The organism is Actinobacillus lignieresii (genome assembly GCF_900444945.1).
Taxonomy (GTDB): Bacteria; Pseudomonadota; Gammaproteobacteria; order Enterobacterales; family Pasteurellaceae; genus Actinobacillus; species Actinobacillus lignieresii.
Window position 1 is genome coordinate 1,117,926 of record NZ_UFRM01000001.1, and the last position, 26,460, is coordinate 1,144,385.

The following is a 26,460-nucleotide window of genomic DNA, read 5'->3' on the forward strand; positions in this document are numbered from 1 at the left end:
TAAGAGTCGCAATGAGTTATCAAGTTTTAGCCCGTAAATGGCGTCCGCAACGTTTTTCTGAAGTTGTCGGGCAGCAACACGTTTTATCCGCATTAGAGAATGGTCTGCGTGAAGGCAGACTTCATCACGCCTACCTGTTTTCCGGTACACGTGGTGTAGGTAAAACCTCGATTGCACGCCTATTTGCTAAAGGCTTAAATTGTGAAACAGGTATCACCGCCACACCTTGCGGTGAATGTGCAAATTGTAAAGCGATCGAAGAAGGTCGCTTTATTGATCTGATTGAAATTGATGCGGCTTCACGTACTAAAGTCGAAGACACACGTGAGTTGCTTGATAATGTTCAATACAAGCCAACAGTCGGACGCTTTAAAGTTTACCTGATTGACGAAGTGCATATGCTCTCGCGTCACAGCTTCAATGCGCTGCTTAAAACGCTTGAAGAACCGCCGGAATACGTGAAGTTCTTACTGGCAACGACCGATCCGCAAAAACTTCCGATTACGATCTTATCCCGTTGTATGCAATTCCATTTGCGTGCGTTGGATCAAGCTCAGATTACCAACCATCTCGAATTTATCCTGCAACAGGAGAATATTCCCTACGAGTCGGCTGCTATTGAAAAACTGGCAAAAGCGGCTCAAGGCAGTATTCGTGACTCATTAAGTTTAACTGATCAGGCAATTGCGGTAAGTAATGCGAATATTAGCTTACCTATCGTGCAGCAAATGCTCGGTTTAATTGATGATCATCAACCAATCGAATTAGTCACCGCACTTGCGCAAGCCGACGGTGAAAAAGCGATGGCTGTCATTCAATCCGTTGCCGAAAAAGGGGTTGATTGGTCACAACTACTCTCTGACGTTGCCCAAACGTTACATCAAATTGCGATGCTTCAGTTGCTCAAAAATAGCGGGCAGGAACAAACTCAGTTGCATTTTTTAGCAAAACAAATTGCGCCTGAAGACGTACAGTTTTTCTACCAATTAATGCTTAACGGTAAGAAAGAATTGGAATTCGCACCGGAACAACGTGCCGGTGTGGAAATGACCATTTTACGAGCATTGGCTTTCCATCCGAAACGTACCGAAGAGATCAATCGTCATCCGGTAATGGAAGCGGCGAAAGCAACAAGCGAGCAACCTCATACACCTCAACAGAATATTGAACAGCTCAAAGCTCGTTTAAACCAGAATCATACGCAACAAGCGGTTAATTCTGTCCAAAATGTTGCAACACAACCTATTGCAAAAATGCCGGAAAACCCAACCGCTTACCAACAACCAGCCGTAAATACGGCTGAAAGCGGTTCTACACCGGTATCACCCGCTCTTGCGGCAATGCAAGCCCGTAAGCAATTACAGCAAACTCAGGCACAACTGGCTCAAAACGAAAAAAAAAAGTCTGAGTTAGTTAAACCGGCTACTCTACCCGCAAGCCGAGCGAATCCACAAAAAACGCCAAGTTTACAAGAGCGTTTTATGAATTTGGCAACCGAGCAACAGGCACAATCTCGGCCTCAACCGACACAGCAAGCGGCAAAACCGCTAAGTGATGAAGATTATCGTTGGACGTGGCTCAATCCCGAATTAGAAACCCAAAACGAAAGTACCAAACCGTCCGATATCAAGCAAGCAATCCTACAAGAACGTACGCCGGAATTAGTCGCAAAAACCATTGCATTATCTTGCGAGCAAGACGAATGGTGCAAAATTGTAAATGAGTTAAAGCTCGGCGGCTTATCTCGCCAAGTGGCGTTAAACAGCTATTTAGCCGAAAAACAAGGTGAACGGCTTAAGCTCATTCTTAAACCGGCAATGGCACACTTGGACAATGCCGAATCTCGTCAAAGCCTAGCAACCGCCTTGCAAGAAAAAGACTTTAGCTATGAATTGAGTATCGGCGAAAGTGAGGAACATAAAACACCGCTTGAAATTCGTCGCGCCATTTTTGAAAATTTAACGCTCGAAGCGAAAAAAGCACTTACTCATGATGAAAAATTAATGCTGTTACGCCAAACTTTTGATGCGGAAATCGATGAAAGTACGATTCGAGCCGTTGCAGAGAATAAAGAATAATGAACGCTTTAGAAATTACAAATCTTATTAAAACCTACCCGACCGGCGTGCAAGCGGTAAAAGGAATCGATCTCATCGTAGAACAGGGCGATTTTTACGCACTACTTGGACATAACGGTGCGGGTAAATCGACGACTATCGGAATTATCAGTTCTCTGGTAAATAAAACGAGCGGTAGCGTAAAAGTCTTCGGTTACGATCTCGATACACAAAAAATTCAGCTCAAACAGCAAATCGGGCTTGTACCGCAAGAATTTAACTTCAATCAGTTTGAAAAAGTGGTTGACGTCTTAACTCAACAAGCCGGTTATTACGGTATTTCTCAGAAAGAAGCGACGGTTAGCGCCGAAACTTGGTTGAAAAAACTCGATCTTTGGGAAAAACGTCATCATCTCACTCGAGAGCTTTCAGGCGGTATGAAACGCCGAGTTATGATTGCTCGTGCTTTAATGCACAATCCGAAATTACTGATTTTAGACGAACCTACCGCCGGAGTTGATATTGAGTTACGTCGTAGTTTATGGGACTTTTTACGTGAATTGAATCAACAAGGTACGACTATTATTTTAACTACTCACTATTTAGAAGAAGCCGAGAATCTTTGTCGTCATATCGGCATTATTCAAAACGGTTTATTGGTTGAAAATACCTCGATGAAAGCCTTGCTTTCCAAATTGGAAACGGAAACCTTCGTGTTGGATTTGCAAAAAAAATCGGAAAATCAACCGCTTGAAATAAAAGGTTATCCGACTCAATGGCTAGATGAAAATACGTTGGAAGTCGAAGTAAAACGAGAACAAGGTTTAACCAATCTGTTCCATCAAATCGCACAACAAGATGTCGAAGTGCTTAGTATGCGCAACAAGTCTAACCGTCTTGAAGAACTCTTTATGAAAATGGCAAATTAATATATGAATTTAACTGGATTTTTTACCCTTTCCGCCAAGGAATCTCGCCGCATTATTCGTATTTGGCGACAAACGCTTGTTCCGCCGATTATTACCACCACACTCTATTTTCTGATTTTCGGTAAACTGATCGGCAGTCGTATCGGTGAAATGAACGGGGTCGGTTATATGCAATTTATTGCGCCGGGATTAGTGATGATGAATGCGATTACCGCTTCTTATGTGAATACCGCTTCGTCTTTTTTCCTCAGTAAATTTACCCGTAATTTTGAAGAATTACTGGTTTCTCCGCTCTCGACACATAATATTATTTGGGGCTATGTGATGGGGAGTATTGTACGAGGCGGTTTAGCCGGTATTTTAGTGATGTTAGTCGCGCTTTGCTTCGTTTCGTTTGATATTCACTCGTGGACGATTATTTTACTGACCTTGTTAATGACAACCGTGGCTTTTGCGCTCGGCGGATTAATTAATGCGGTATATGCCAAATCCTTTGATGATGTCGGCTTAATTCCGACTTTCGTACTTACACCGCTCACTTATTTAGGCGGTGTTTTTTACTCTATTTCACTTTTACCGGAGTTTTGGCAAACCGTCTCCAAATTCAATCCGATTGTGTATATGATTAACGGCTTCCGTTACGGTTTTTTAGGTATTAGTGATGTGTCGGTGTCCTATACGTTTGTGGTGTTAATCTCATTTATTACCGTGCTATACTATATCGCCTTTTCATTGATTGAGAAGGGCGTCGGGCTTCGTAGCTGATTTTCTTTGCCAAGGATAACACGAGAGATATTTGCTAAAGTCAGCCAAAAACCGACCGCTTGCTCTCGTGTTAAACGTTTTAAAGGAATTTCAATATGAAACGATTATCTAAAACTTTACTTATCGGAATATCGGCGCTTTCATCGGCTTTTGCTTTAGCTCAAAACATTACCGTTTTTGCCGCCTCATCAATGAGCAATGTATTGCAAGAAATTAATCAAGATTTTGCAAAGCAATACCCGAATGATAAAGTGATTTTTTCTTTCGCCTCCAGTTCGGTACTCGCCAAACAAATTGAACAAGATGCGCCGGCGGACGTATTTATTTCCGCGGATCTAAAATGGATGGAATATCTAAAAGAAAAACAATCCGCCAAAACTCAAAATATCCGTCATCTCGTTAAAAATGATCTTGTTTTGATTGCGCCGAAAGACAGTTCATTAACGACAAGCGATATACAAGCGGTCGATTTCACCAAAATTTTAGCAAACAGCTATTTATCGGTCGGCGATCCGGCTCACGTACCTGCAGGCAAATATGCCAAAAAAGCCTTGGAACATTACGGCTTATGGCAACAAGTCGAGCCAAAACTTGCTCGAGCAAAAAATGTGCGAGATGCACTTTCGTTTGTCGAACGTGGGGAATCACCGCTAGGTATCGTGTATTCTACCGATGCGAAAATATCCGATAAAGTCAAAGTAATTGCGATTTTCCCGACCGAAAGTTACGGAGAAATCGTTTATCCTGCGGCAACTCTCAGTGATAAAGCACAAGCCAAAGCATTTTTAGATTTCCTTTATTCACAGGAAGCCAAAGCGAAATTTAAAGCTGCCGGTTTTTATCCGATTAATTAATCTTACAAAAGGGATAGCCAAAGGTTATTCCTTTTCTTCTTATCAACGGTTGGTAAATCATGTTTAATTTTACCCCTCAAGAACTTGATGCCATTTTCTTAAGTTTGAAAGTCGCTTTATTAGCAGTGGCTTTATCATTACCGTTAGCGATTTTTACCGCATGGTTGCTCTCCCGTAAGCAATTTTGGGGCAAAAATTTATTAAACGGCATCGTGCATTTACCTCTGGTTTTACCGCCGGTCGTGATTGGTTATCTGTTATTAGTTTCAATGGCGAAAAAAGGCGTAATCGGTCAGTATTTATGGCAATGGTTTGAATTTTCGTTCAGTTTTTCTTGGAAAGGAGCAGTGCTTGCTTCAATGGTGATGGCATTTCCGTTAATGGTCAGATCGATTCGCCTGACCTTAGATGCGGTCGATCCGAAATTGGAACAAGCCGCCAGAACCTTAGGCGCACCACCGTTAAAAGTGTTTTTTACTCTTACGTTACCGCTTTCCTATTCGGGGATTATCGCCGGTGCGGTACTCGGCTTTGCTCGTTCGCTCGGTGAATTCGGTGCGACAATTACCTTTGTTTCCAATATTCCGAATCAAACTCAAACCATTCCGTCCGCACTCTTTACCTTTATTGAAACGCCGGACGGAGAACTGGCTGCCGCACGCTTATGTGCCGTTTCGATTATGATTTCCTTAATTGCACTATTTGCTTCCGAATGGTTTGCGGAAAAGCAAAAACGCTTACTGAATTAACTTATGCTTCAATTAAATCTACATCAAACACTCGGACAACTTAAATTAGCGGTAAAGTTAGATATTCCAAATAAAGGCGTTACCGCGATTTTCGGACGTTCCGGAGCCGGTAAATCCAGTTTAATCAATCTAATCGCCGGCTTATCTACACCGCAGAAAGGTTATATCCGGCTTAATCAACAAACTTTATTTGATAGCGAACAGCGGATTAATCTCGCACCGGAAAAGCGAAAAATCGGCTATGTGTTTCAAGAACATCGACTTTTCCCGCATTATACAGTGGAAAAGAATCTCAAATACGGCTACAAGCGGTCGGATTCCGCTCATTTTTTGCAAATCGTACAATTACTGGGAATCGAGCATTTACTCACACGCTTTCCGGCGAGTCTTTCCGGCGGCGAAAAGCAGCGTGTTGCGATTGGCAGGGCATTATTAAGCGAACCGCAATTATTGCTAATGGACGAACCATTGTCGGCTTTAGATTTACCCCGCAAACAAGAATTAATGAATTATTTGAGTAAACTTGCCGCTCAAATTGAAATTCCGATTTTATATGTCAGCCATAGCCTAGATGAAATTATTCGCTTAGCCGATAATCTTATTCTGCTCGAACAAGGTAAAGTTACGCTTTTCGATAGTGTGGCTAACGTGTGGCACCATCCGGCTTTTACGGCTTGGCAACCGGATTCGCAAAAAGTCAGTTTATTAGAATTACCGATTAGCTCGCATCAATCGAATTATAAGATGATCAGTTTGGCACTCGGTTCGCAAAAAATTTGGATAAATGAAACGCCGCATTATCACATCGGCGATAAGTTACGCCTGACCATTGCCAGCAAAGACGTTTCGATCAGTTTAAAAGAACCGAATCCAAGTTCGATTCGTAATATATTGACAGGGAAAATTACGGAGATTATTCCGCATTCGGATCGAATGGATATTGCCGTATTAGTTGATAGTCACATAATATGGGCGAGTATCAGTTTATGGTCATTCGATGAATTGGCATTAAAAAACGGGCAAAATGTATATCTTCAAATCAAAAGCGTTTCTTTATAGCAATACAAAAATTTAGTAAAATAAGACCGCTTACAAAGAGAAAGAATATGCCTATTGTCAATCAATCTTCGCTTGTGCCTTATAGCGCCGAGCAAATGTATCAACTCGTAAACGATTACGAAAAATATCCGCAGTTTTTATCCGGCTGTATCGGTGCCAAAACCATTAGTCGCGGAAATAATGAGCTTGAAGCCGAATTACAAATTCAAAAGTTAGGTATCAGTCAAAGTTTTAGCACACATAATAAAATGCTCCCTAACGAACGGATCGAAATGAAATTGGTTAATGGTCCGTTTCGACAATTGCAAGGCGCTTGGAACTTTCGGCCGTTTGACGAGCAAAGCTGTAAAATATCGCTTTATTTAGAATTTGAATTTTCAAATCCTGTCGTGGGAATGGTATTCGGCAAAATATTTAATGAGCTGACGTTAAAAATGGTCAATGCTTTTAAACAACGCGCAAAAGAGGTGTACGGTGTCTGATATAGAGAAAATCGAAGTAGAAGTGCTTTTTGCCTATCCGAATAAACATTTTTTAAAAAAAATCACATTAGATGCGCCTACTAGTGTACAAAATGTGATTTTACAATCCGGCATTCTAGAAAAATATACCGAAATTGATTTACGAACGAACAAGGTCGGTATTTTTAGCCGTCCGGTTAAACTTACTGATATGGTGGAAAACGGTGATCGTATTGAGATTTATCGTCCGTTAATTGCCGATCCGAAAGAAATTCGCCGTAAACGAGCCGCCGAGCAAAATAAAAAATAGTAAAAAAGCACGAAACTTTCATTTCGTGCTTTTTTGTTAGCGCAATACTATCTTCTATATTTACCCGCCATAGACTGATACACCGTATTTTCATTCGATAGAATCATATATTTCTGATTCAAAATAGAAAGCTGGGAATTTAATTCCGTATTTAGTGCGCTAATCCATTCACGGAACTCGGACACGCCTTGTTCATAACGATTTTTATAATAGTTACTGATACGTTTATCATGCTCGTATGCTTGTTGTAGGGTCGCATAACTGCTGAGTGATTGTTGATAAGCGTAGTAGTGCTGATCAATTTCATTTAATGCGCTGGTCACCGTCTGTCCATAATTTAATTTCGCCGTCATATAATCCGACTCGGAAATTTTCACGTTATTTTTCACACGATTCCAATCTAAGAACGGTAAATCAAATGAAATCACACCGTTACCGACCGGATTATCGCTAATATTTGCGACTTTTGAGGCGCTTGCCGAAATCGAACCGCTAAGCGTAACTGTCGGGAACCAACTTTTTTCTGTTGCGGTAAGCGATTTAAATGCGCTTTGTAAACGGTTTAAACGGGCTACGACATCCGGGCGATTTGCGATTGCCGATACCGGTACGTTTAAATCGATTCCTTGCAATTTAACACCTAAAATACTCGGATAACGAGTAGGTAACGCTTGATTCGGTTTTAAATTTAACAAATTACGCAATGTCTGCTCTGCCGTTTTAAGATTGGTACGCACCGAAATTAAACTATTACGTGCGTTTAACGTTGCCTGCTGAGCTTGTTCCACCGCTAAACGATCGATTGCACCTGCGGCATATTTATTATTTAAAATCGTTGAGATTTGCTGATAATTATTAATGGTACGCTCAATCACTGCGATGGCATCTTTATAATAAGCAATTTGGTAGTAAGTAGAAACGACCGAATTTAATAATGAAAGACGTGTCGCTTTTAAATCTTCAACCGTGGCTTTATGCTCCCATTCCGCCGCACTTGCCGCATCAGCCAAACGTTGCCATAAATCAAGCGTATAACTCAAATTAAACGCTGCAGTATTTGAAATCGTTGATGGCCCAGTAGATGCTTGACTTACACCTAAACGACTTTGTGTTGTGGAATGAAGTTTTTTAGCCGCCGATGATGAACCTGATCCGCTAAACGTCGGTACTAGATTCGCGCCGACTAAATTCGCATTATAAAGCGCTCGGTTTACTGCAATGGCGCTTTTAGCTAAATCTAAGTTATTGGCAATCGCTTGCTCAACTAACGAATTTAACTGGCTATCATTATAACCTTGCCACCATTGCTCATTAATTTGGAACTGTTTGGTAATTTCTTCATATTGTTGATATGTTGCCTGCGCTTGTTCAAGCGAACCGTCCGCACTTAATTTTGTGGTTGAACAAGCCGATAAGGCAAGTACAACGGAAAGTGTTAAAGCTAATTTTGAAAGTTTCATATTGTTTCCTAAAAACTGTTATCAATCGGGGGAAGAATAATTAGACCGATTTAGAACAAAACATAGTTTATTCGGGTAAATTTTTTCTCAATTCAGACCGCTTATTTCGAAAGTAATTGACGAATTAATTTTTCATATCGAACCGCTTGAGAAGCTTGTTTTAAACGCTCGGAAGTTAAAATACTTTTCAACTCGCTTAATGCGGTTTGGAAATCATCATTTACGATCACATAGTCAAACTCATTATAATGAGACATTTCCGATACGGCCTCGGCCATTCTTTTACCGATTGTTTCTGCCGAATCTTGACCTCTTCCGATTAAACGTTTTTCCAATTCCTCACGAGAAGGCGGTAAAATAAAAATAGTCTTTACATTCGGAACTTTATTACGAATTTGACGGGCTCCCTGCCAATCAATATCTAAAAATACATCAATCCCATTCTCCAGACTCTTTTCTATCATCGGCAAAGAAGTACCGTAATAATTACCGAATACTTCAGCCCATTCTAAAAAATGCCCTTGCTCGATTAACGATTCGAATTCCTCATGACGAGTAAAATAATAATGTACCGCATGTTCCTCTCCCGGACGAGGATTACGCGTAGTATGAGAAACGGAAAGTTGAACTTCCGAACGAGGTAAATCCGCTAATAGCGCATTAATCAATGAGGATTTACCGGCACCGCTTGGTGCGGAAAGAATGTAAAGATTACCTAACATAACATTATTTATTATTTAAATGAAAAAGTTACAATTGAAAATGGAGAACCAATTTTTTAATCAGTTCTCCATTATTCACGAATTACTTACGTGCGAGAGGCGGAACAAACGTGATGCCTAAGTCCCAAGGTTGTTCAATCCACGTTTCTTGAGGAATATCAATTACATAATCGTCCACTAACGGTGCACCTGCCGGTTTAGCGAATACGGTTACGAATTTCGCTTTAGGATACATTTTGCGAATTTCTTTTGCCGTATTACCGGTATCAACCAAATCGTCCACAACAATGAAACCTTCGCCATCTGTTTGCGCCGCGTGTAATACTTTTAATTCGCCTTGTTCATCATGGTCATAGCTGGAAATACATACGGTTTCAACATGACGGATACTTAATTCACGCGCTAATACCGCCGCTGGAAACAAACCTCCGCGACTTACCGCAATAATCCCTTTCCATTGTGATGCGGGTAAAAGACGTTCCGCTAATTTACGGGCGTGCATATGGAACATATCCCAAGTTACAACATATTTTTCGTTTGTGTATTTTTCACTCATACAAAGTCCTAGATAAAAAAAAGCGGTGTCAAGGCACCGAATAAAAAAATTGCGTTATTCTAACCTAAAATGCGCATTCGTGCTATCATTTCCACTATTCTTCAACAATAGCGGTCTAATTTTTGCAAAATTTTACGAAATTTTGACCGCCTATAAGTTATTAAAGGTAAATATGTCTGAAATCACAAAACTTTCTCCAACCTTATTATGGCAATGGTTTGATAAAATCTGCGCAATTCCTCATCCTTCATACCATGAAAACCAACTGGCGGAATTTATCGTCGATTGGGCAAAATCTAAAAATTTATTTGCCGAACGCGATGAAGCGGGCAACGTATTAATTCGTAAACCGGCCACGCAAGGTATGGAAAATCGCTGTACTATCGCACTTCAAGCTCATTTGGATATGGTTCCGCAAGCAAATGCCGCAACACAGCACGACTTTCTCAAAGATCCTATTCAACCTTACATTGACGGAGAATGGGTCAAAGCCAAAGGCACGACTCTCGGTGCCGATAACGGCATCGGGCTTGCTTCTTGCCTAGCCGTATTAGAGGCTGACGATATTGCCCATCCTGCTCTTGAAATCTTACTGACGATGAGTGAAGAAGTCGGTATGGAAGGGGTTTTAGGCTTACGTCCGAATTGGTTAAAATCAGATATCATGATTAATACCGATACCGAAGAAAACGGCGAAATTTATATTGGTTGTGCCGGTGGTGAAAATATCAACTTATCACTTCCGCTTCAATATGAACCGACAGCTGCTGATGCTGCATTGCAAGTTACTTTAAAAGGCTTACAAGGTGGACATTCCGGCTGTGACATTCACACGACTCGAGCAAATGCGATAAAATTGATGGCGAGAATCCTAGCGGATGTTCAATCGAATTATCCGATACGTATTTCCGCACTAAAAGGCGGCTCTGTACGTAACGCGATTCCGCGTGAAGCACAAGTCACCTTAACCGTTGATGCAAATCATCAACAAAATGTAACTGCTTACTTAACCGAATTAGCGAAGAAAATTCAAAGTGAACTAAGATTAGCCGAAGCCAATTTAAAACTTGAAATTGAACCGGCGCAATTACCAAGTCAGTCATTAGCTATCGAATCTACTCAAAAAGTCATCCATTTACTTAACGTACTGCCAAACGGAATCGTCCGTAATAGCGATGTTGTCGAAAATGTAGTAGAGACTTCATTAAGCATCGGCTTAGTTAAAATTGAGGAGCAACAGCTTACCTCAACAATTTTAGCTCGCTCATTAATTGAAAGCGGAAAAGAAGATGTGAGAGGAAAAATCAATTCTCTTGCTGCATTAACGGGAGCAAAAGTAGCATTCTCCGGAAATTATCCGGGTTGGGAACCCGATACTCAGTCACGAATTACGCCATTAACCAAAGCAATTTATGATGAAGTTTTAGGTTATGAAGCTCAAGTTAAAGTTATTCATGCCGGATTAGAATGTGGACTAATCAAAAAGGTTTATCCTAATATAGATTTGGTTTCTATCGGACCGACAATCCAAAACGCTCATTCTCCGGATGAGAAAGTACATATCCCTGCAGTTGAAATTTATTGGGAATTGCTCACTAAATTACTTGCTCAGGCTCCGGTAAAATAATTACTAAAAAAATGCAGAACGGCTAGAATTTTACTTCTAGCCGTTTTTCTTTCTATCTTATTTCTCTACCATAATCTTCTTTAATATATTTAAACTATAAGCGGTCAAATTTCTTTGTTGTTTTACAAATACGCTAGTTGGAGCCGTTTGACTAAAATAGTCTATCACTGGGGAATTATAAGCTTAGGAAATTTATAAAAGGTAGGTCAAAAGGAAGAAACAAAGAAACTAAAGAAAAAATGAAGAATGAATGAACAAAGAATGATTCTGTTAAAACTATTATAAAAAAACCAAAACCCCGTAGTTATCGCTAACCACAGGGTTTCTTGCTTCGTTTTCGCTTTCGCGCTAAATTCAATCCGGCGATGCCCTACTCTCACATGGGGAAACCCCACACTACCATCGGCGTTACTGCGTTTTACTTCTGAGTTCGGAATGGATTCAGGTAGAGCCACAGCACTCTGGTCGCCAGAATATTCTGTTGATGTCTTTTGTCTTCTTTGTCTTTGTTCTTTCTTCTTAAATTCGAAACAAGCTGCTACTGAGTGTAGCGCTCAAAAACACTTGAGCGTTGTATAGTTAAGCCTCTCGGGCAATTAGTATGTGTTAGCTCAACGTATCACTACGCTTACACACCACACCTATCTACGTCGTAGTCTCCAACAACCCTTACAGTCTTATAGACTGGGAGAACTCATCTTGAGGCAAGTTTCGTGCTTAGATGCTTTCAGCACTTATCTCTTCCGCATGTAGCTACCCAGCAGTGCCTCTGGCGAGACAACTGGCACACCAGTGATGCGTCCACTCCGGTCCTCTCGTACTAGGAGCAGCCCCTCTCAATTCTCCAACGCCCACGGCAGATAGGGACCGAACTGTCTCACGACGTTCTAAACCCAGCTCGCGTACCACTTTAAATGGCGAACAGCCATACCCTTGGGACCTACTTCAGCCCCAGGATGTGATGAGCCGACATCGAGGTGCCAAACACCGCCGTCGATATGAACTCTTGGGCGGTATCAGCCTGTTATCCCCGGAGTACCTTTTATCCGTTGAGCGATGGCCCTTCCATTCAGAACCACCGGATCACTATGACCTGCTTTCGCACCTGCTCGACTTGTCCGTCTCGCAGTTAAGCTTGCTTATACCATTGCACTAACCTCACGATGTCCGACCGTGATTAGCAAACCTTCGTGCTCCTCCGTTACGCTTTGGGAGGAGACCGCCCCAGTCAAACTACCCACCAGACACTGTCCGAGTACCCGTTCCGGATACTTCGTTAGAACATCAAACGTTAAAGGGTGGTATTTCAAGGACGCCTCCAACAACACTGGCGTGTCATCTTCAAAGGCTCCCACCTATCCTACACATCAAAATTCAATGTTCAGTGTCAAGCTATAGTAAAGGTTCACGGGGTCTTTCCGTCTAGCCGCGGGTACACCGCATCTTCACGGCGATTTCAATTTCACTGAGTCTCGGGTGGAGACAGCCTGGCCATCATTATGCCATTCGTGCAGGTCGGAACTTACCCGACAAGGAATTTCGCTACCTTAGGACCGTTATAGTTACGGCCGCCGTTTACTGGGGCTTCGATCAGGAGCTTCTCTTGCGATAACACCATCAATTAACCTTCCAGCACCGGGCAGGCATCACACCCTATACGTCCACTTTCGTGTTTGCAGAGTGCTGTGTTTTTAATAAACAGTTGCAGCCAGCTGGTATCTTCGACCGGTTCAACCTTCGTGAGTAAATCACTACAATCTACGCCGGCGCACCTTCTCCCGAAGTTACGGTGCTATTTTGCCTAGTTCCTTCACCCGAGTTCTCTCAAGCGCCTGAGTATTCTCTACCTGACCACCTGTGTCGGTTTATAGTACGGTTTAGTATAACCTGAAGCTTAGTGGCTTTTCCTGGAAGCGTGGTATCGGTTACTTCAGTTCCGTAGAACCTCGTCATCACTTCTCGGTGTTGAATGGTGTTCCGGATTTGCCTAAAACACCCACCTACCGGCTTAAACGCACATCCAACAGTGCGATAACCTAACCTTCTCCGTCCCCACATCGCAGTTATACCAAGTACGGGAATATTAACCCGTTTCCCATCGACTACGCTTTTCAGCCTCGCCTTAGGGGCCGACTCACCCTGCCCCGATTAACGTTGGACAGGAACCCTTGGTCTTCCGGCGAACGAGTTTTTCACTCGTTTTATCGTTACTTATGTCAGCATTCGCACTTCTGATACGTCCAGCAAACCTCTCGATTCACCTTCATCCGCTTACAGAACGCTCCCCTACCCAACAATGTTTCCATTGATGCCGCAGCTTCGGTGACTAGTTTTAGCCCCGTTACATCTTCCGCGCAGGCCGACTCGACTAGTGAGCTATTACGCTTTCTTTAAATGATGGCTGCTTCTAAGCCAACATCCTAGCTGTCTAAGCCTTCCCACTTCGTTTCCCACTTAACTAGTACTTTGGGACCTTAGCTGGCGGTCTGGGTTGTTTCCCTCTCCACGACGGACGTTAGCACCCGCCGTGTGTCTCCTGAGTATCACTCTTCGGTATTCGCAGTTTGCATCGGGTTGGTAATCCGGGATGGACCCCTAGCCGAAACAGTGCTCTACCCCCGAAGGTGTCCGCTCAAGGCTCTACCTAAATAGATTTCGGGGAGAACCAGCTATCTCCCGGTTTGATTGGCCTTTCACCCCCAGCCACAAGTCATCCGCTAATTTTTCAACATTAGTCGGTTCGGTCCTCCAATTAGTGTTACCCAATCTTCAACCTGCCCATGGCTAGATCACCGGGTTTCGGGTCTATACCTTGCAACTCAATCGCCCAGTTAAGACTCGGTTTCCCTTCGGCTCCCTTATTCAGTTAACCTCGCTACAAAATATAAGTCGCTGACCCATTATACAAAAGGTACGCAGTCACAAGATTTCTCTTGCTCCCACTGCTTGTACGTACACGGTTTCAGGTTCTATTTCACTCCCCTCACCGGGGTTCTTTTCGCCTTTCCTTCACAGTACTGGTTCACTATCGGTCAATCAGGAGTATTTAGCCTTGGAGGATGGTCCCCCCATCTTCAAACAGGATTTCTCGTGTCCCGCCCTACTTGTCGTTAGCTTAGTACCATAATAATGTTTTCGGATACGGGATTATCACCCTCTACGATTGAGCTTCCCAGCTCATTCTCCTAACAAAACTATTATCACTAACAGGCTCTTCCGCTTTCGCTCGCCGCTACTGACAGAATCTCGGTTGATTTCTTTTCCTCGGGGTACTTAGATGTTTCAGTTCTCCCGGTTTGCCTTATTAAGCTATGGATTCACTTAATAATAGTAGATTCTTCATCTACTGGGTTTCCCCATTCGGATATCTTGGATTAAACGCTTCTTATCAACTCATCCAAGCTTTTCGCAGATTAGCACGTCCTTCTTCGCCTCTGATTGCCAAGGCATCCACCGTGTACGCTTAGTCACTTAACTATACAACCTCAAATGTTTTCAAATATTTTCAAATTTTATTTGAATGCATTCAACGCGATACTTTATTCAACTAAACACTTAGCTGCTTTTGTTCAGCTAAGATTTTTTAACTACTCAGACTTTCAATGTATTCGTTAGCACTTTCGCTTTAACGAACTTGAAAAATCTCTCAGTTTTCAGCTTGTTTCCAATTTTTTAAAGAACAATTTAAGACAATAATTTGACTTATCATCATGACTAAATAAACAAAATATCTATCAACAATATCTATTCACTTAGTCATGATGATTGGTGGAGATAAGCGGGATCGAACCGCTGACCTCCTGCGTGCAAGGCAGGCGCTCTCCCAGCTGAGCTATATCCCCATACATCATAACTCAATATAATCACACCTTTCAGCTTTCACTCGTTTTGAGTGGTGGGTCTGAGTGGACTTGAACCACCGACCTCACCCTTATCAGGGGTGCGCTCTAACCACCTGAGCTACAGACCCAAAAGGATGTCGGATTATATCCGTTTTCGTCTTCTTTCTATCAAACAATCTGTGTGAACACTTGCTGCCGCTCAATTTCTGGTAAGGAGGTGATCCAACCGCAGGTTCCCCTACGGTTACCTTGTTACGACTTCACCCCAGTCATGAATCATACCGTGGTAAACGCCCCCCTTGCGGTTAAGCTATCTACTTCTGGTACAACCCACTCCCATGGTGTGACGGGCGGTGTGTACAAGGCCCGGGAACGTATTCACCGCAACATTCTGATTTGCGATTACTAGCGATTCCGACTTCATGGAGTCGAGTTGCAGACTCCAATCCGGACTTAGACGTACTTTGTGAGATTTGCTCCATGTCGCCATCTTGCTTCCCTCTGTATACGCCATTGTAGCACGTGTGTAGCCCTACTCGTAAGGGCCATGATGACTTGACGTCATCCCCACCTTCCTCCGGTTTATCACCGGCAGTCTCCTTTGAGTTCCCGACCTAATCGCTGGCAACAAAGGATAAGGGTTGCGCTCGTTGCGGGACTTAACCCAACATTTCACAACACGAGCTGACGACAGCCATGCAGCACCTGTCTCATGGTTCCCGAAGGCACTCTCGTATCTCTACAAGATTCCATGGATGTCAAGAGTAGGTAAGGTTCTTCGCGTTGCATCGAATTAAACCACATGCTCCACCGCTTGTGCGGGCCCCCGTCAATTCATTTGAGTTTTAACCTTGCGGCCGTACTCCCCAGGCGGTCGATTTATCACGTTAGCTTCGGGCACCAGACTCACAGTCCAATCCCCAAATCGACAGCGTTTACAGCGTGGACTACCAGGGTATCTAATCCTGTTTGCTCCCCACGCTTTCGCACATGAGCGTCAGTACATTCCCAAGGGGCTGCCTTCGCCTTCGGTATTCCTCCACATCTCTACGCATTTCACCGCTACACGTGGAATTCTACCCCTCCCTAAAGTACTCTAGTTGACCAGTATGAAATGCAATTCCCAGGTTAAGCCCGGGGCTTTCACATCTCACTTAATCAACCGCCTGCGTGCCCTTTACGCCCAGTTATTCCGATTAACGCTCGCACCCTCCGTATTACCGCGGCTGCTGGCACGGAGTTAGCCGGTGCTTCTTCTGTAGTTAACGTCAATTACCAAATCTATTAAATTTGATACCTTCCTCGCTACCGAAAGAACTTTACAACCCGAAGGCCTTCTTCATTCACGCGGCATGGCTGCATCAGGGTTCCCCCCATTGTGCAATATTCCCCACTGCTGCCTCCCGTAGGAGTCTGGACCGTGTCTCAGTTCCAGTGTGGCTGGTCATCCTCTCAGACCAGCTAGAGATCGTCGGCTTGGTCAGCCTTTACCTAACCAACTACCTAATCCCACTTGGGCTCATCTTATGGCAGGTGGCCCGAAAGTCCCACCCTTTAATCCTAAGATATTACGCGGTATTAGCTACAGTTTCCCGTAGTTATCCCCCTCCATAAGCCAGATTCCCAAGCATTACTCACCCGTCCGCCACTCGTCGGCAAAGAAAGCAAGCTCCCTTCCCGTTACCGTTCGACTTGCATGTGTTAAGCCTGCCGCCAGCGTTCAATCTGAGCCATGATCAAACTCTTCAATTCAAAAAGTTTAATCGCTCAATATTCTGCTTAGCTAAGTTCACTTCCCTTACCTAACCAAGTTAAGCAAAAAGAAAAATATGAATTTCTAGTTTAAGCACCTATTAAGACTTCAAGTTTTAAATAATATTTTCAAAATCAAGTCAATCAACAAGTGCCCACACAGATTGTCTGATATATTGTTAAAGAGCAAAAAAGAACGACGCACCGCATTTACTTCTCGTTCACAACAGTGCGTCGTTGTGTGGGTGCATTATAGAGAAATCTAAATTCCTTGCAAGTACTTTTTTCAAAAAAATCTTGAAAAAGTGATTGAAAGAACAGATTTAATACAATTCGCATATTATTTTAACTGAATAAGTGCATTAATTGTGCTTTTAATCCGCTTTGACGCTGAAGATTATTATTCACCGCCTGTAACCAAACTTGTTTTTCTCCGAATAAAGTAAAATGCTTTTTAGCTCGGGTAATCGCCGTATAAATTAATTCTTTACTCATAACCGGTGCAAAGTGCAATGGCGTTATCAGTAAGGTATGTTCAAATTCGGAACCTTGCGACTTATGAACCGTCATTACATAAGCCGGTTCAAATTCGGGAAGTCTATTCAGAGAAAGACTTAAATATCCATCGTCAATTTTCGTATCAAAATAAACTCTCGATATTCCGTTCTCATCCGGTAAGATAATCCCTATATCGCCGCTATAAATATGATTTTGCGGCGAGTTCTGTGTAATGAGTAACGGTTTACCGATATAGTAATTTTTACTTTGTTCTAAAGAAATCAGTTTTGCCGCCGCTAATGCCGTTTCTATCCTTTTATTTAATTGCTCTACGCCCAATTCACTTATACGCAATGCGGATAAGAATCTTACTTTTTGAAAAACCTCGAAAATTTCATTTACCGACACTTTCGTCGGATTATTGTAACGTTGTTTAACAAGCGTTAGATATTCCTTATAAAGCTCGACCGCTTTATCCGTTATTTGTTTCACGTAGTTTTGAATCCACTGCTGTTTTTCCGGGAAATCCGAAGTGTGTGCATATTCGATCAAAGATAAATCCGCTGAGCCTTTTGCAAAAAGTTGCCAAGATTCAACCGCTTGCTTTTCATTAACCAGTTTCGCCAACTGACCGATTCCGGAATTATCGTCAAAACGATAACTTTTTTTCAAATGACATAACGCATCACAAATAGGTAATGATTTTCCTTTCGGAACTAATTGATACTCGGTAACTTGATTCAAATAATCGCAATGCTTCCGGCTATATCCCTGTTGAAGAAACGCTCCGAGTTCTCCCATAATCGCTCCGGCTTCAACCGACGCAAGCTGATCTTTATCGCCTAAAATAATTAATCGGGTATTTGGTTTTAATGCCGCCATTAATTTTTCCATTAAAAAAAGATCAATCATAGACGCTTCATCCACCACTAAAAGGTCAATATGTAACGGATTTTTTGAGTGATAACGAGGCTCATCACTTTGCGGACGTATTCCTAACAAACGATGAATTGTCGAGGCGGTCGTTGGAATTTCAAAATTCAAATTAAGCACGCTTAAACTTAATGTGATTGACTCTTTTAAACGTGCCGCCGCTTTTCCTGTCGGTGCGACAAGCGCAACATTCAACATTGCTTTACCGCTACGTAGCTGTTTTTCTTGCAACGCAGCTAATAATTTGGCGACCGTTGTAGTTTTACCGGTTCCCGGCCCGCCTGAAATTATGCTAAACTTTTGTTTGATAGCCGTAGCGACCGCTATTTTTTGCCAATTTATTTCATCCGACTTTTCAAATAGTTTTTCTAGAATTTGCTTATCCAATGCGGTATTGGCAATTTGTTCGGGAAATTCGACCGCTTTCACTAAGTAATTCGCGATATTGTTTTCCGCCTGCCAATAACGATAAAAATAAAGTAACCCGTGTTGAAACAACATCGGTGCGACTTGCTTAGGATCCGAACTAAACGCAATATGGTTTTGTAGTACGTCCTGCCATTCAAGCGGCGTGATTCCGCCGATTTTTCGCAAAATTTCATCATTAAGCGCCTTTTCCTCATTTCGATTTGATAAACCGAAAAAAAATCGTGAGGCTTGAGAATCCAAAGGAATAGCGGCATGACCTTGCATTACGTGAAAAGAAACTAATGCGGCAAGCAATACCGCCAAGTTTTTTTGTTGTTCGGTATAGGGATAACTTTGCTGTTTACGATCAATCATTTTAGCGAATTGATAATCCAATTCGGAAATCACATTCGTTTCTTTTAACTCATATAAAAGCGTCAGCATAAATAAAATCCTCTAAACTTAATCCGCTTAGAATTATCCGATGTTCATTATTCATTGTCCATTTATTCTCATCGAGCGTATAATTATCTTTACTTTCAAATGAAATCATCAAAAAAAGTAATGAAACCAGCAACAGCAACTATTAGCCGAGAGGCTCTCCGCCATAATATAGAACTGATAAAAACCTTCGCACCTCAACAAAAACTGCTTGCCATGATCAAAGCGAATGCTTACGGGCAAGGATTATTGCCTGCCGCCGACACGCTCGCCGATTTGGTTGAAGGATTCGGGGTCGCGCGTTTAAGGGAAGCGCTCGAAATTCAAGAAACCGGTTACACCGGCAAGATTTTATTAATCGAAGGATTCTTTGATCGAGAAGAATTACTGAAGACCCTTTCCAGACGATTCGATACCGTTATACATTGCCAAGAACAACTTGAACTTCTCGAACAAGTTGCCGAAGAATGGCAGCGAGAGCAACAAAAAGGCTTTTGGAAACGCAAGGCGAAAATTTATTTTCCGATTAATGTTTGGTTAAAAATTGATACCGGTATGCACCGCCTCGGCGTACATCCCGAACAAGTTGATATGTTCTATCAACGCTTAAAGGCCTGTCCGTTAGTGGAAAGTATTAGCTTTGTCAGCCATTTTAGCCGAGCGGACGAACCGGATTGCGGTTATACCGAAAAACAAATCGCCATATTTGAAGCGGCGACCTCTCCTTATCCTACACACGAACGCAGTATTTCCGCTTCGAGCGGTATTTTATATTGGAAACAGGCGCATTATGACTGGGTTCGTCCCGGTATTATTATGCACGGTATTTCTCCGCACTATACGCCGATTACCGATTTAGGCTTCAAACCGGTAATGACGCTCGCTTCTTCCTTAATTGCGGTCAGAACGCATAAAGCGGGCGAACCGGTCGGATACGGTGGTGCTTGGGTAAGTGATAAAGACACTAAATTAGGTGTGGTGGCAATGGGTTACGGTGACGGCTATCCGCGCAATGCGCCGGAAGGCACGCCGGTTTTAGTAAACGGACGAATCGTACCGATTGTCGGCCGCGTTTCGATGGATATGCTGACCGTTGATCTCGGAGCAGACAGTCAAGATAAAGTCGGTGACGAAGTGATTTTCTGGGGCAAAGATCTATTAATCGAGGAAGTCGCACAACATATCGGGGTAATCAGCTATGAATTGATTACCAAACTTACCCCACGGGTAATTTTTGAATACGAATAATTCATATAAAAAGCGGTCGTTTTTACAAGAAAATTTGCAAAAACGACCGCTTATTTATTCACTTAGATTAAGAAAACTCAATCTTAATTATTTTGCACAACCGCAGTGTGAAGCGTGTTCTTCAAAACGACGAGCCGCTTCGTCCCAGTTTACCACGTTCCAGAACGCTTTAATGTAGTCCGGACGGCGGTTTTGGTAATGTAAGTAGTAAGCGTGTTCCCAAACGTCTAAAGCTAAAATAGGGAAACCTGAAACGCCCGCAACCTCTTTACCCATAATCGGGTTATCTTGGTTTGCCGTTGAAACAACCGCTAATTTACCGTCTTCAACCACTAACCATGCCCAACCTGAACCGAAACGCGTTGCCGCCGCTTTTTCAAATTCCGCTTGGAACGCTTCTACCGAACCGAAATCACGTACGATTGCATCTTTTAATGCACCTTGTAAAGTCGTACCGGTTTTTAAACCTTTCCAGAAAAGCGTGTGGTTTACGTGGCCGCCAACGTTGTTACGAACTGCGGTACGTTTCTCAGCCGGAACTTGGCTTAAGTCTTTAATTAACGCACCCGGGCATTTTTCTAAAAGCTCAGGGTGAGCTTCTAACGCCGCATTTGCGTTATTTACGTATGTTTGGTGGTGTTTAGTATGATGGATTTCCATCGTTGCTTTATCGAAATGTGGCTCTAACGCATCATAAGCGTAGCCTAACTCTGGTAATTGATATGCCATTTTAGGGTCCTTTTTGTTAGGTGAATAAAAATCGTGTTAAATATACCAAAAATAGGCTTGAGAAGACATCATTTTTTAATCTAAATCAAAAAAATAGAATTTTTCTATCATTTTATGAAACTATTTTTAGTTCCGCCTTTTATTTCTAAAAAAAACCATTGACAAACCAAACACTTTCCCCCATTCTCTCGAATAAGTGAAATATTGATTCAACAATATACAGAGTAACTAGAATTATGGCACGTTTTACAATGATTACCACCACCGGCATGATGACCATTATGTGTAAGGCATAATGCGGGGATGTGTACCAGTAAAACGGCAAGAAACAGACTAAACCCGCTAACAAGCGGGTTTTTTTATACCTAAATTTGCAAATACTAATATCAAAAAATCATCAGGAGAAATTATGCGAGTTCTTAAATTTGGCGGTACTTCCCTTGCAAACCCGGAACGCTTTATCCAAGCTGCCGACATCATTGAAAAGGCACATTTAAAAGATCAGGCGGCGGGCGTACTTTCCGCTCCGGCTAAAATCACCAATCACCTTGTCGCCATCGTCGATAAAGCTATCGCAGGCGAATCTTTCGAAACCAACCTAAAAGAAGCTACCGAAATTTTCCACAATATTATCAATGGACTCTATGCAACAAATAATAATGTTGATCGTGAAGGCTTATTGGCTTTAGTGGAAGCGGAACTTACCCAAATTCAAGGTGTGGCAAGTGAAGCGGCAAAAAGCAAATCATTACCGGATAGTGTTGCGGCGACGATTCACTGCCGTGGCGAAAAACTATCGATTGCAATGATGCAAGCGTGGTTTGAAGCAAAAGGTTACGATGTTACTCGTATTGATCCTGTTGAAAAATTATTAGCGCACGGTAGCTATTTGGAATCTTCGGTCGATATTAACGAATCGACCAAACGCATAAATGCCGGTTCGATTCCGAAGAAAAACGTAGTGTTAATGGCAGGTTTTACTGCGGGTAATGAGAACGGTGAACTGGTCTCACTCGGTCGTAACGGTTCCGACTATTCGGCAGCATGTTTAGCCGCTTGTTTAAAAGCGGATTGTTGCGAAATTTGGACGGACGTGGACGGCGTTTATACTTGTGACCCTCGCTTAGTGCCTGAAGCGATTTGTTTAGAATCAATGAGTTATCAAGAAGCGATGGAACTTTCTTACTTCGGTGCGAAAGTCATTCACCCTCGTACTATCGGTCCGTTAGTGCCGTTAAATATTCCGTGTTTAATTAAAAATACCGCAAATCCTGATGCGAAAGGCACATTAATCGACGGCAACGTAGCGACTGACGGTTTAAAAGTAAAAGGCATTACTAATCTTGATAATGTTGCAATGTTTAACGTATCCGGTGCCGGTATGCAAGGTATGGTCGGTATGGCGGCTCGCGTATTCTCGACTATGTCGAAAGCCGGCATTTCGGTCATTCTAATTACTCAATCTTCTTCCGAATACAGTATCAGTTTCTGCGTACCTGCAAAATTTGAGGAAAAAGCGACCGCTTGCTTAAATGCGGAATTTGCTCAAGAGTTAAGTAAAGGCGATTTGGATCCGATTGATATGATCCGCGAGCTTTCTATCATTTCGGTAGTCGGTGACGGTATGCGTACCGCAAAAGGGATTGCCGCTCGTTTCTTCTCTTCACTGGCACAAGCCAATATCAGCATCGTTGCCATTGCACAAGGCTCGTCCGAGCGTTCGATTTCAGCGGTAGTGCCGATGAATAAAGCGATTGAAGCGGTTAAAGCGACCCATCAAGGTTTATTCAGCAATAAAAAATCGATTGAAGTCTTTCTAGTCGGGGTAGGCGGAGTCGGAAGCGAACTTATCGATCAAATCAAACAACAAAAAGAATTTTTAGCAAAGAAGGATATTGAAATCCGTGTATGCGCATTGGCGAATGCGGATAAAATGCTCCTCAACGAAAACGGTTTAAATTTAGATAATTGGAAAAGCGATTTAGAAACGGCAACCCAACCGTCCGATTTCGACGTTTTACTCTCGTTTATTAAGTTACACCACGTAGTAAATCCGGTATTTGTCGATTGTACCGCGGCGCAATCAGTGGCAAACCTTTATACCCGAGCGTTAAAAGAAGGTTTCCACGTTGTTACCCCAAACAAGAAAGCCAATACCGGTAGTTACCGATATTACCAAGAATTACGTGAAGCTGCTCGCCAAGGTCAGCATAAATTCTTATACGAAACGAACGTAGGCGCAGGCTTACCGGTTATCGAAAACTTACAAAACTTATTGGCTGCCGGTGACGAAGTGGAAAAATTCGAGGGGATTTTATCCGGCTCGCTTTCATTTATTTTCGGTAAATTAGACGAAGGTTTAAGCCTTTCGGAAGCAACGTTAATCGCAAAAGAAAAAGGCTTTACCGAGCCGGATCCGCGTGATGACCTTTCCGGTGCGGATGTCGCTCGCAAACTATTGATTCTTGCGCGCGAAACCGGTTTGGCACTGGAATTCGACGATATTGAAGTGGAAGGCGTACTACCGAAAGGCTTCTCGGACGGTATGAGTAAAGAAGAATTCTTAAAAGTCTTGCCGGAAATCGACGCACAGTTTAATGAACAAGTCCAAGCGGCTAAAGCGGAAGGTAAAGTATTACGCTATGTCGGTTCGATTACCGGCGATAAATGTCGTGTTGCTATTGAAGCGGTAGATGAAAATCACCCGCTTTATAAAGTAAAAGACGGTGAAAATGCGCTGGCATTCTTAACCCGTTACTATAGCCCGATTCCGCTCTTATTAAGAGGTTACGGTGCAGGTACGGACGTAACCGCCGCCGGTATTTTTGCCGATATTCTGCGTACATTACACGGAGGTTCAAACTAATGACGACATTACGAATTTATGCTCCGGCATCAAGTGCCAATCTAAGTGTCGGTTTTGACTCGTTAGGTGCGGCGATTTCACCGATTGACGGCTCGTTACTCGGCGATGTGGTACAAATTGAAGATTGCGAAACCGCTTTTGAGCTGGAAAGCGCCGGTTATTTCGTGCGTAAATTACCGAAAGAGCCGCAAAAAAACATCGTTTATCAAGCCTACGTATTATTTAGCGAACGTCTGAAATTACGCGGCGGTTCGGTTAAAAACTTACGCCTCACGCTTGAAAAAAATATGCCGATCGGCTCGGGTTTAGGTTCAAGCGCCTGCTCAATCGTAGCGGCATTGGTTGCATTAAATAAATTCCATGACGAACCGTTTTCTAAAATGGAATTATTGGAAATGATGGGCGAATTGGAAGGACGAATTTCCGGCTCAATCCACTACGACAACGTCGCACCTTGCTATTTGGGCGGTTTGCAGTTAATGACTCAATCGCTCGGCAATATTTGCCAAACCATCCCGTTCTTTGACGAATGGTATTGGGTACTGGCTTATCCGGGCGTTGAAGTTTCGACGGCGGAAGCTCGTGCTATTTTACCGAAAAACTATACTCGTCAAGATATGATTCAACAGGCGCGTTACCTCGGTTCGTTCGTACACGCTTGTCATACGCATCAAGACATCTTAGCGGCGACAATGATGAAGGATTTAATTGCCGAGCCGTATCGTGAAAATCTGTTACCGAACTTTGCCGAAGTTCGCCAAGGCTGTAAAGATCTCGGTGCATTATCGGTAGGTATTTCCGGTTCGGGCCCGACAATGTTTGCCATTGCGCCGGATTTGGAACACGCTCAAAAATTAGTAGCCTATCTTGAAAAAGAGTATCTACAGAATAACGAAGGCTTTATTCATATCTGTAAAGTGGATAACCAAGGCGCGCGTGAATTGAAATAATTCGCAGTGTATTTAGCCTACTATACAAGCGGTCGGATTTTGCAAAAAAATTGTAAAATCCGACCGCTTTTTTAGTGTGATTCTCCTCGTCTTTTGAACAAGTCAATTTCATATTCCTTTCCGTTATATTAAATGATTTTTCGCCACTAACATCTTTCGGAAAAATATCGTATGCTTGCCGAGAAATCTTAATTCAGACTAAAGGAACAACTCTATGACAATTTATGCAGACAACTCATATACTATTGGCAATACCCCGATTGTTCGTTTAAAAAACTTCGGTCAAAACGGCAACTTATTAGTAAAAATCGAATCTCGTAATCCAAGTTTCAGCGTGAAATGCCGTATCGGCGCCAATATGGTATGGCAAGCAGAAAAAGACGGTATTTTAGCCGAAGGCAAAGAAATCGTAGATGCGACCAGCGGCAATACCGGTATTGCTCTCGCTTATGTGGCGGCGGCTCGCGGTTATAAAATCACTCTTACCATGCCGGAAACAATGAGTACCGAACGTAAACGCTTATTACGCGGTTTAGGCGTAAACTTGGTTTTAACCGAAGGCTCAAAAGGTATGAAAGGCGCGATTGCTAAAGCGGAAGAAATCGTCGCAAGCGATCCGAACCGTTATGTGATTTTAAAACAGTTTGAAAATCCGGCGAACCCGGCGATTCATCAACAAACCACCGGCCCGGAAATTTGGAATGCGACCGAAGGTAAAGTGGACGTGATCGTTGCCGGTGTGGGTACGGGCGGTACGATTACCGGTATTTCTCGCTATATCAAACAAGATCAGGGCAAACAAATTATTTCCGTTGCGGTCGAACCGAAAGAATCACCGGTTATTAGCCAAACCTTAAACGGCGAAGAAGTTAAACCGGGTCCGCACAAAATCCAAGGTATCGGAGCCGGCTTTATTCCGAAAAACTTAGACTTAAGCCTTATCGACCGTGTCGAACAAGTTTCAAGTGAAGAAGCGATTGCAACCGCACGCAGAATTATGGCGGAAGAAGGTATTTTAGTCGGTATTTCATCCGGTGCGGCGGTTGCGGCGGCGGATCGTTTAGCGAAGTCACCAGAATTTGCAGATAAACAAATCGTGGCGATTCTCCCATCCGCTTCTGAGCGTTATTTAAGCACCTTATTATTTGAAGGTGTAGAAGTTTAATTTTCTCTTCTTTCTTTAAAATGCCGGCATAACGCCGGCATTTTTCGTTTAGAAATGCTCATAAGCGGTCTATTTTTGC

General features: G+C 42.7%; 18 protein-coding genes, 2 tRNA genes and 3 rRNA genes. 13 read left to right on the forward strand and 10 right to left on the reverse strand.

All coding sequences use genetic code 11. The features are described 5' to 3' along the window. Window positions 1-11 precede the first annotated feature (11 nt). From dnaX to DY200_RS05060, 8 genes are all read left to right on the forward strand, one after another. Entirely contained in the window at window positions 12-2,078 is a 2,067-nt protein-coding gene (dnaX, locus tag DY200_RS05025) for a DNA polymerase III subunit gamma/tau (RefSeq protein ID WP_115587154.1), read from the forward strand. Continuing rightward, the gene (locus DY200_RS05030; RefSeq protein WP_115587155.1) at window positions 2,078-2,986 is read left to right on the forward strand and encodes an ABC transporter ATP-binding protein; all 909 of its coding nucleotides are present in this window, start codon (window positions 2,078-2,080) and stop codon (window positions 2,984-2,986) included. The genes dnaX and DY200_RS05030 overlap by 1 nt, the downstream gene beginning before the upstream one ends. A gap of 3 nt (window positions 2,987-2,989) precedes the next feature. Further along, window positions 2,990-3,751: an ABC transporter permease gene (locus DY200_RS05035; RefSeq protein ID WP_115587156.1), complete on the forward strand. Its 762-nt coding sequence runs from the start codon at window positions 2,990-2,992 to the stop codon at window positions 3,749-3,751. A gap of 95 nt (window positions 3,752-3,846) precedes the next feature. Then, entirely contained in the window at window positions 3,847-4,605 is a 759-nt protein-coding gene (gene modA / locus DY200_RS05040; protein ID WP_115587157.1) for a molybdate ABC transporter substrate-binding protein, read from the forward strand. 59 nt (window positions 4,606-4,664) lie between these two features. Further along, the gene (gene modB, locus DY200_RS05045) at window positions 4,665-5,354 is read left to right on the forward strand and encodes a molybdate ABC transporter permease subunit (RefSeq protein WP_005596144.1); all 690 of its coding nucleotides are present in this window, start codon (window positions 4,665-4,667) and stop codon (window positions 5,352-5,354) included. A gap of 3 nt (window positions 5,355-5,357) precedes the next feature. Beyond that, a complete protein-coding gene (gene modC, locus DY200_RS05050) occupies window positions 5,358-6,413 on the forward strand; it encodes a molybdenum ABC transporter ATP-binding protein ModC (RefSeq protein WP_115587158.1) in 1,056 nt (351 codons plus the stop codon). Between the two features lie 47 nt (window positions 6,414-6,460). Further along, window positions 6,461-6,895, forward strand: coding sequence for a type II toxin-antitoxin system RatA family toxin (locus tag DY200_RS05055; protein WP_115587159.1), 435 nt, complete (start codon window positions 6,461-6,463; stop codon window positions 6,893-6,895). Further along, the gene (locus tag DY200_RS05060; protein ID WP_012478312.1) at window positions 6,855-7,184 is read left to right on the forward strand and encodes an RnfH family protein; all 330 of its coding nucleotides are present in this window, start codon (window positions 6,855-6,857) and stop codon (window positions 7,182-7,184) included. Before DY200_RS05055 ends, DY200_RS05060 begins: the two co-directional genes overlap by 41 nt. A gap of 47 nt (window positions 7,185-7,231) precedes the next feature. Here DY200_RS05060 and tdeA read toward each other — a convergent pair whose 3' ends face one another. From tdeA to gpt, 3 genes are all read right to left on the reverse strand, one after another. Next, on the reverse strand, window positions 7,232-8,644 hold the full coding sequence (gene tdeA, locus DY200_RS05065) for a toxin/drug exporter TdeA (protein WP_115587160.1): 1,413 nt from the start codon (window positions 8,642-8,644) through the stop codon (window positions 7,232-7,234). 101 nt (window positions 8,645-8,745) lie between these two features. After that, window positions 8,746-9,366 carry a guanylate kinase gene (gmk, locus tag DY200_RS05070; protein WP_115587161.1) on the reverse strand — a complete coding sequence of 207 codons (621 nt, stop codon included), beginning with the start codon at window positions 9,364-9,366 and terminating at the stop codon, window positions 8,746-8,748. An 82-nt stretch (window positions 9,367-9,448) separates the two neighbouring features. Beyond that, window positions 9,449-9,922: a xanthine phosphoribosyltransferase gene (gpt, locus tag DY200_RS05075; RefSeq protein ID WP_005600318.1), complete on the reverse strand. Its 474-nt coding sequence runs from the start codon at window positions 9,920-9,922 to the stop codon at window positions 9,449-9,451. Between the two features lie 172 nt (window positions 9,923-10,094). On the opposite strand from gpt, the gene DY200_RS05080 reads away from it, so the two are divergent. Continuing rightward, the gene (locus DY200_RS05080) at window positions 10,095-11,549 is read left to right on the forward strand and encodes an aminoacyl-histidine dipeptidase (protein WP_115587162.1); all 1,455 of its coding nucleotides are present in this window, start codon (window positions 10,095-10,097) and stop codon (window positions 11,547-11,549) included. Between the two features lie 357 nt (window positions 11,550-11,906). Here DY200_RS05080 and rrf read toward each other — a convergent pair. The 6 genes from rrf to recD all read right to left on the reverse strand — a co-directional run bounded on the left by rrf (window position 11,907) and on the right by recD (window position 19,426). Continuing rightward, window positions 11,907-12,022: ribosomal RNA gene (gene rrf, locus DY200_RS05085) — 5S ribosomal RNA — on the reverse strand. Window positions 12,023-12,124: 102 nt separating this feature from the next. Next, window positions 12,125-15,026, reverse strand: a 23S ribosomal RNA gene (locus tag DY200_RS05090). A 289-nt stretch (window positions 15,027-15,315) separates the two neighbouring features. Beyond that, window positions 15,316-15,391: transfer RNA gene (locus DY200_RS05095), tRNA-Ala, on the reverse strand. Between the two features lie 51 nt (window positions 15,392-15,442). Further along, a tRNA-Ile gene (locus tag DY200_RS05100) sits at window positions 15,443-15,519 on the reverse strand. 82 nt (window positions 15,520-15,601) lie between these two features. Next, window positions 15,602-17,143, reverse strand: a 16S ribosomal RNA gene (locus tag DY200_RS05105). The 16S, 23S and 5S rRNA genes sit together here with 2 tRNA genes alongside, the layout of an rRNA operon. Window positions 17,144-17,488: 345 nt before the next feature. Continuing rightward, on the reverse strand, window positions 17,489-19,426 hold the full coding sequence (gene recD / locus DY200_RS05110) for an exodeoxyribonuclease V subunit alpha (protein ID WP_115587163.1): 1,938 nt from the start codon (window positions 19,424-19,426) through the stop codon (window positions 17,489-17,491). Between the two features lie 120 nt (window positions 19,427-19,546). On the opposite strand from recD, the gene alr reads away from it, so the two are divergent. Further along, on the forward strand, window positions 19,547-20,671 hold the full coding sequence (gene alr, locus DY200_RS05115; RefSeq protein ID WP_115587974.1) for an alanine racemase: 1,125 nt from the start codon (window positions 19,547-19,549) through the stop codon (window positions 20,669-20,671). Window positions 20,672-20,758: 87 nt separating this feature from the next. Here alr and sodA read toward each other — a convergent pair whose 3' ends face one another. Further along, on the reverse strand, window positions 20,759-21,400 hold the full coding sequence (gene sodA / locus DY200_RS05120) for a superoxide dismutase [Mn] (protein WP_005606958.1): 642 nt from the start codon (window positions 21,398-21,400) through the stop codon (window positions 20,759-20,761). A 409-nt stretch (window positions 21,401-21,809) separates the two neighbouring features. On the opposite strand from sodA, the gene thrA reads away from it, so the two are divergent. The 3 genes from thrA to cysK all read left to right on the forward strand — a co-directional run bounded on the left by thrA (window position 21,810) and on the right by cysK (window position 26,381). After that, window positions 21,810-24,266 carry a bifunctional aspartate kinase/homoserine dehydrogenase I gene (gene thrA / locus DY200_RS05125; protein ID WP_115587164.1) on the forward strand — a complete coding sequence of 819 codons (2,457 nt, stop codon included), beginning with the start codon at window positions 21,810-21,812 and terminating at the stop codon, window positions 24,264-24,266. Further along, the gene (thrB, locus tag DY200_RS05130) at window positions 24,266-25,216 is read left to right on the forward strand and encodes a homoserine kinase (RefSeq protein WP_115587165.1); all 951 of its coding nucleotides are present in this window, start codon (window positions 24,266-24,268) and stop codon (window positions 25,214-25,216) included. The genes thrA and thrB overlap by 1 nt, the downstream gene beginning before the upstream one ends. 214 nt (window positions 25,217-25,430) lie before the next feature. After that, the gene (cysK, locus tag DY200_RS05135; RefSeq protein ID WP_115587166.1) at window positions 25,431-26,381 is read left to right on the forward strand and encodes a cysteine synthase A; all 951 of its coding nucleotides are present in this window, start codon (window positions 25,431-25,433) and stop codon (window positions 26,379-26,381) included. Window positions 26,382-26,460 lie beyond the last annotated feature (79 nt).